7 protein-coding genes and 1 tRNA gene are annotated in these 7188 nt (G+C 38.7%); 3 read left to right on the top strand and 5 right to left on the bottom strand.

Annotated elements, in window-relative coordinates:
• Positions 1-71 precede the first annotated feature (71 nt).
• From A0J48_RS25420 to A0J48_RS25410, 3 genes are all read right to left on the bottom strand, one after another.
• Complete coding sequence (locus A0J48_RS25420; RefSeq protein WP_200327357.1) at positions 72-1187, bottom strand: ABC transporter permease; 1116 nt, start codon at positions 1185-1187, stop codon at positions 72-74.
• A gap of 205 nt (positions 1188-1392) precedes the next feature.
• Positions 1393-2268 (bottom strand): Npun_R2479 family HD domain-containing metalloprotein, encoded by an 876-nt coding sequence (locus tag A0J48_RS25415; RefSeq protein ID WP_200327356.1) that lies wholly within the window; start codon positions 2266-2268, stop codon positions 1393-1395.
• A gap of 56 nt (positions 2269-2324) precedes the next feature.
• Positions 2325-2486 carry a hypothetical protein gene (locus tag A0J48_RS25410; RefSeq protein WP_200327355.1) on the bottom strand — a complete coding sequence of 54 codons (162 nt, stop codon included), beginning with the start codon at positions 2484-2486 and terminating at the stop codon, positions 2325-2327.
• Positions 2487-2858: 372 nt separating this feature from the next.
• On the opposite strand from A0J48_RS25410, the gene A0J48_RS25405 reads away from it, so the two are divergent.
• Positions 2859-2930: transfer RNA gene (locus A0J48_RS25405), tRNA-Gly, on the top strand.
• 74 nt (positions 2931-3004) lie between these two features.
• Entirely contained in the window at positions 3005-3679 is a 675-nt protein-coding gene (locus A0J48_RS25400) for a uracil-DNA glycosylase (protein WP_200327354.1), read from the top strand.
• A 262-nt stretch (positions 3680-3941) separates the two neighbouring features.
• Here A0J48_RS25400 and A0J48_RS25395 read toward each other — a convergent pair whose 3' ends face one another.
• Complete coding sequence (locus A0J48_RS25395; RefSeq protein ID WP_200327353.1) at positions 3942-4724, bottom strand: MOSC domain-containing protein; 783 nt, start codon at positions 4722-4724, stop codon at positions 3942-3944.
• Positions 4725-4865: 141 nt separating this feature from the next.
• A complete protein-coding gene (gene lepB / locus A0J48_RS25390) occupies positions 4866-5519 on the bottom strand; it encodes a signal peptidase I (protein WP_200327352.1) in 654 nt (217 codons plus the stop codon).
• 195 nt (positions 5520-5714) lie between these two features.
• Between lepB and A0J48_RS25385 the strand changes: the two genes are divergently transcribed.
• Positions 5715-7037 (top strand): dihydroorotase, encoded by a 1323-nt coding sequence (locus A0J48_RS25385; protein ID WP_200327351.1) that lies wholly within the window; start codon positions 5715-5717, stop codon positions 7035-7037.
• Positions 7038-7188 lie beyond the last annotated feature (151 nt).

The raw sequence follows: 7188 nt of genomic DNA, 5'->3' as shown, positions 1-7188 counted from the left end.
CTGCCTCCCCTGCTTACTCAACGACTGGATATTTTTTTATTTAGAAGTCCCTAGGGAGCATCCCAAATTTCCTATCTTTGCAAACTGCGGGGATCAAGGGCATCGCGCAACCCATCTCCTAATAAATTAAATGATAAAACTGTGAGAATAATGAGAATTGCTGGGGACAAAATCAGCCAAGGTTGTAATACCAAAATGGAGGCATTACTAGCTAAAGAAAGCATATTTCCCCAAGAGGGATCTGGTTGTTGAATACCTAAACCAATCAAACTTAATACGGCTTCTGCACCGATAAAACTAGGAATTGTTAAAGTCGCAGAAATAATTACATAAGTAGCAGTTTGCGGCAACAGATGACGGAGAATAATATAAATTGGCTTACCACCCATCGCCAGTGATGCTTGCACAAATTCCCGTTCTTTAATTGATAGAATTTGACCGCGAATCACCCTAGCTAAACCTGCCCAACTAATCACAGAAGTAATGACAACAATTAATAAAAATCTCTGTGTACTCGTTAATTTTTCATCTAATATTCCTGATAATGCTACTAACAAATAAATGCTAGGGAAAGTCATCAGCACTTCTGCTAAACGCATAATTACACTATCAATTACTCCTCCAAAATAGCCAGAAATTCCACCTATGAACAAACCGAGGGGGTAGGTAATGATGATGCCAAAAATACCAATAAATAAACTAATCCGACCACCATATAGCAGACGACTAAATTGATCTCTTCCTTGTTCATCAGTACCCAAAAGATTAAATTTTGCTGTACCAGTTGTGCCGAACAAATGCCAATTTTGAGGTATGCCAGGAATAATGGTAACTTCATCCCATTTTGGAGGTAGAGGTAAACTTAATTGAAATAATTTGTATTCAGTCCCGGAAACAAAGAATTTTAAGGGTGAAGGTTTTTGAAAGTCTACAATTAACTTACGTTCCCCTGTTTCTAAGTTTGTATCTCCTTGAGTTGTGGGATAAATATGAGGACCAATAAATTTACCTGAAGGTGAAACCCAATAAATTCGTGTTGGTGGCAGTAGTGAACCATTCGGTTGTGAATCATAAGGATTATAGGGCGCGATAAAATCAGCCCCAATGACTGCTAAATAGAAAATTAATAGTATAGTTGCCCCAAGTCGTGCTAAAGGATTTTTCTTAAGTCTTTGCCACCAATTCATAATTTTTATTTACCAACCAATGATGATTAATATAGCTTAATAACTCACTAGTCACGCTGAAAAATTATAGCTAATGACTAATAAAAAAGGGTCAACATCTAAATAAATGTAACTTGCTAGTTAGAAAACAGGTAATAGGCAAAAGCCCGGTTAATTCCAATTACCAATTACCCGTCTCAATTATAAGCTACATAAATTTAGTTATCTAGGCATTTAACTGTTCAGCTAAATACCTTAGTTCTTCATTTTCTTTTTCATGTTCAACGACAAACACATTAGAATAAAGATTGGCTAAAACTTGTTTTCCTTGTTGTGTGAGAGATAGATAACGCAATCCTTCTTTGATATAAGGATAAACACCATTCCAGTAAAATTTGGCGTAATTTTTGCGTAGATCTCCAGGATTTTTATAGCCCAAAGCTTTATTGACTCCAGTTTCTTCAAATTCGTAAAATAAGCTTGTGATTTTTTTCAAGTAACGGGGGTCACTTAATTGTCCAATCAAATCAGCCGCACGTACTAAGCCGGCAAAGTGACTGGTATCTTGATGATCTTCGGCGCTAGGAACTGGGAAGCGAGTTAATTCAATATTGTCTTTAATTGATTCCGAATCTATTAAGGGATGTCCACCAAATCTTTCATCAATAAATAGTTTTGCTCGGTCTACATGATAGGGAGTTAAACTAGCATCAGAAGCACCTGGTGGCAGAGCAACCATGTTGCCATTTTGTCCTGTAGCATATAAGCTTTCTGATTCTTGGTCTTCCCGACAAACTCCTTTGACATAGCCAATATCGTGACACAATAAGGAGATGATTACGTGCAACCAATCTTCACTAGAAACTCCTCCTTCGCGGATGTGTTTACCACGTAATATTTCTTGTCCAACCAGGGTAACAAGTACAGAATGTTCCACATTGTGATATAAAGCATCACTGTTAGCGATGTTTTCTAATGCCATGTTACCAGCCCAAGCAATAATGTCTTGATAATCAGTTTTTAAACCGCCGTAGGTACGTTGGTATCCTGATCGTATTTGATTAACAAAAGCATCAATGATAATTTCAGTGGTATTGAACATAGTAGAGACTCAAGGTATATATTTTGTATAATCATGTTTACTGTTGGTAATTACGGCTAGTTATCAATTCCTCCCTTTGGTTTTATATAGGGTTTCTGCTGTTGGTAATCTAGGTGTTTTAGTTGCCAAAATGAGCGATCGCTCATAGCTCTAGTGAGTTTAATGTCAATATTGCCTTTTTTGGTTTTTTGTTGCAATTTATTGGTTATTTTCGCCATATTTAGGCAGTAAAGCAATACTACCATGAAATCGTACCAGGTGTTTGCGCCTCAGCAGGCTTTCATTCCCGGCGGCAAAGACATCAAATTATTAAAACTTTTTGAATTTTTAGGTTTTAATTCCGGGGTTTTCAGGCTATTTTTTGATAAATTGGTAGCTTAGTATAGTCAGAGAATTTAGTGCTTTTAACTCCCATTGCATTCAGTGTACATGATCATTCTCAATTTTTCCTAATCCATGAATTACAGGAGATTAGAGTCTATTTAGCTTACTTGTTCAACATAAGACTGACTCCAGCAAAAGCCGCTGCTTACATTTTTACTAAATTATGATATAATTAGCTTGAATTTACATTACAGTCATCCCTGTTTGCGGGTGTAATTCAGTGGTAGAATGTCTGCTTCCCATGCAGAATGTCGTGGGTTCGAGTCCCATCACCCGCTCTAAATATTTATTCACCCGCTGTTACTGTATGGTAAAAGTTTTTTACCATAATTGAGATATTAAATCAGAAAATATGAGCAGTGACACCCAACTCAGTCTCTTTGACGGCTCAAACTTTAACCAAAAAGACTTAATTCCTAAAGATGCGAAAATTCCTGTTCCATCCGGTACTTATGGGAATATGGCGGAATTATCACAGCACTGTAACAACTGTCATCGTTGTGGGTTGGGTGAAAATCGCACTCATGCTGTTGTCGGACGTGGTAATCTCCAAGCTAAAATCATGATTATCGGAGAAGCCCCAGGGCAAAGCGAAGATGAAACTGGCTTACCATTTGTAGGTAAATCTGGGCAATTATTAGAGAAAATTTTGGCATCAGTGAATTTGAGTACGGAAGATGATGTATTTATCGGTAATATAAACAAATGCCGCCCACCGGAAAACCGAGTTCCCACACCGGAAGAAATGGCGGCTTGTAAACCCTATTTATTAGAACAAATACGTTTAGTTGACCCAAAAATTATCTTATTAACTGGTGCAACTGCTGTTAAAGGCATCACAGGAAGTAAGCAAGGAATTACGAAAATTCGCGGACAATGGATAGAGTGGGAAGGACGTTTATGTATGCCAATTTTCCATCCTTCTTATTTATTGCGTAACCCATCACGGGAAAAAGGTTCACCTAAATGGTTAATGTGGCAGGATATCCAAGCTGTAAAAGCTAAGTATGATGAGATACGGGGTTGAGGATTTGTTTCACGTATAGGCGCAAAGAGAAGAAAAAATAGTTTTTGAGAAAATTATCTGCGTTTATCTGCGTCCATCTGCGTTTAATTATTACTGCTTGTACCTCACTTGAATGGGGATTGCTATAAGCATCTTGTTTGCATTAATTATAGCTGTAGCCAGAATGATTAGGACATTATTGAGCCTTGAAAACTAATAATAGCAAGGGTTTTACTCTTGCCTTTTGCCTCTTGCCTCTTGCCTTCTGCTATATCTATATTTGTTATAAAGATATTTCGATATTATTGCCAACTTCTATAGTTTTTCCAACTTCCGATGCAGCAACTCTTGTATTCACACTCAATCTATAAAAATGATTAAATATTGATGCATCTACCCAAGCTGGCATAGTTGCTTGACGTTTCTGGACAAATATTTTTTGAAAGTTGGGGTAAGCCTCACCTAAATAGGAATCCCGCGTAGGAACTACACAACGTTGACAGGAGTTAATTCCCAAAAACTGCACATTTCCGACTACAAAAGATACTGTTTCCCCACTTGCTGTAAACAGCCTATCTTCCCAAAATGCTGGTACACCATCAATCTCAATATTGGCACGCATTCGACGGCGTATTTCATTCACACTCATACCAGGAAACCAAGAAGCCACTTCTGTCAAAGTTGCTGTGCTAATCACCGTTGGGCCTGGAGAGTTTGTATCATCAGGAAAACCCATATTGGTGTTCTGCACTAATTTGACAGTAAACCCGAAGAAATCACTTAAAGTTGCTTCTAACCCTTTAAGTTCTTGATCAAGATGAAAAATTTGTGGTGATTGATGACCAGGAAGTTGCAGGTGAATAATTCTCTCGTTTAGAGAAAATTCTGAGCGCAATAACTGAATTTTGGTATGGCGTTTAGCATTGACAAATTTACCTTGTGCATCCAAAATTGCAAATTCACGGTCATAGCAAAGTGCGCCACTAGGTAGAACAGTTGCCTTTTCTACTTCTACTCCATCTAATGACTTAATCGGATATAGTAATATTTTTGATAGACAGGGCATTTAAATAATTCGTAATTCTTAATTCGTCAAGAAAAGAAGGCAACAGAGAACAAGCAAGAATTCTTAATTGGGAATTTTTATTTTTAATGCTTTACCGCTATATTGGGGAATTTTTACATCTATAGCGGTAGACATTTTGAATTAAGGATTTGTAGATGGATACAAGGGAGATTTATCAATCGTCCCAACATTATTGAGAGGCCAAAAACGAACTATGGCACGACCAATAATATTTTGCCGTGGCACTAAACCCCAGCAACGACCATCATAACTACTGCCACGATTATCACCTAAAACTAGATATGAGTCAGGTGGTATAGTTTCCGGTTTCACTAAGAAAGCAGGTTGTTGACCTGACGTGCAAACATCAACAACTGTACGCACAGATGGAGATAAATATTTATCTTCTTCAAGAAGTTTGTTATTAATATAGACTTGGCCTGCCCTAAGTTCTACAGTTTCTCCGGGTAAGCCGATGACTCGTTTAATGAAGGCATCGTGGTATTGTTCTTTTTTTAGTTCTTCAGTCGGTGAAAATACTACTATATCTCCCCGTTCTGGCTTAGTAAATTTATACTTTACCTTATCTACAATAATCTTATCGGCTTCCCACTGGTTTGGTGTACCATGCAGTGTTGGTTCCATTGATCCAGAAGGAATCCAACGTGCTTCAGCGACAAAGGTACGAATTCCCAAAGCCAAAAAGACGTTCAAGATAATTGTTTTGCCTAGCTCTAAGATCCAGGAATTATCAGGTTGGGGGCTAGAATTTTTATCAGACACTTGATTTTGCATGAAATTACTTAAATTTTAGGGTAAGAAGCAAGCACTGAACTTATTGGGGGAGACTTTATTTATTATCTTAACTAGAGAAGCGTGTTTTCCTGATTAAGATGGGTTTAGAGTACCTCTTTAATCAGCATAAATTATTTTTTTTAACACACACCATAAAATAAAACTGATTACTGTTCACTGATAACTGATAACTCTATGTCATCTCCCACAAGTTTACTAATTCGTCAAGCACGCCTCATGTTACCGAATGGTGAGTTAATAATTGGCGATGTACTGACTGATGGAAGGCAAATAGTTGAAGTAGCATCAAAAATTACTAATGCTTCACCAACTCAAGAAATTGACGCACAGGGGTTAACTTTGTTGCCTGGTGCGATTGATCCACAAGTGCATTTTCGAGAACCAGGACTGGAACATAAGGAAGACTTGTTTACTGCTAGTTGTGCTTGCGCTAAAGGGGGAGTCACTTCTTTTTTAGAAATGCCCAATACAAGACCTTTGACAATTAGCCAATCAGCTTTGGATGACAAGCTAGAACGGGCTGCCAATAAGTGCTTAGTTAATTATGGCTTTTTTATTGGGGCGACAACAGAAAACTTATCAGAATTGCTTGCAGCGCAACCCACACCAGGAATTAAAATTTTTATGGGTTCGATGCACGGTCAGTTATTGGTTGACCAAGAAGAGGCGCTAGAGGCAATTTTTGCCCAGGGAACTCGCTTAATTGCTGTTCATGCGGAAGATCAAGAGAGGATTAAGCAACGCCGTCAAGAATTTGCTGATATTCATGATCCTGCGATTCATTCGCAAATTCAAGATAATCAAGCTGCACTATTGGCGACTCAATTGGCATTAAAACTTTCTAAAAAATATCAACGTAGGTTACATATTCTGCATTTATCAACGGCTGAAGAAGCTGAGTTACTGCGTCAGGATAAACCCAGTTGGGTGACGGCGGAGGTAACACCACAACATTTGTTGTTAAATACAGATGCGTATCAAAAAATTGGGACTCTGGCACAGATGAATCCACCGTTGCGATCGCCCCACGATAATGAAGTTCTCTGGCAAGCGTTACGAGATGGTGTAATTGATTTTATCGCCACTGACCATGCACCCCACACTCTAGAAGAAAAAGCCCAAATTTATCCCAACACTCCTTCAGGAATGCCCGGTGTAGAAACTTCCCTACCTTTAATGTTAACTGCGGCAATGGCAGGAAAATGCACTGTAGCCCAAGTCGCTAATTGGATGTCCAAGGCAGTGGCTGTGGCTTATGGTATTCCTAACAAGGGAGAAATTACCCCTGGTTACGATGCGGACTTAGTATTGGTAGATTTAAATACCTATCGCCCCGTCAAGCGGGAAGAACAGTTAACAAAATGTGGTTGGAGTTCCTTTGAAGGTTGGAATTTAACAGGTTGGCCTGTGACAACTATTGTCGGTGGTGAAATAGTTTATGACAAAGGCCAAGTCAACACCCACATCAGGGGACAGGCATTAACATTCTTGAATTAAGGAGTTCAGGAGTATGGCTTACGCCACGCTGCGCACTTCAGAAGTTCAGAAGTATGGCTTACGCCACGCTTCGCACTTCAGGAGTTCAGGAGAAGAAGTAAGAAGAAAAAAGTAAGAAGTAATTTTTCCACCACACCCCACACCCTCACAC

The sequence above is a fragment of the Sphaerospermopsis aphanizomenoides BCCUSP55 genome (assembly GCF_001586785.1).
Classification (GTDB): domain Bacteria; phylum Cyanobacteriota; class Cyanobacteriia; order Cyanobacteriales; family Nostocaceae; genus Sphaerospermopsis_A; species Sphaerospermopsis_A aphanizomenoides_A.
This window is presented reverse-complemented; position numbering and strand designations above follow the sequence as displayed.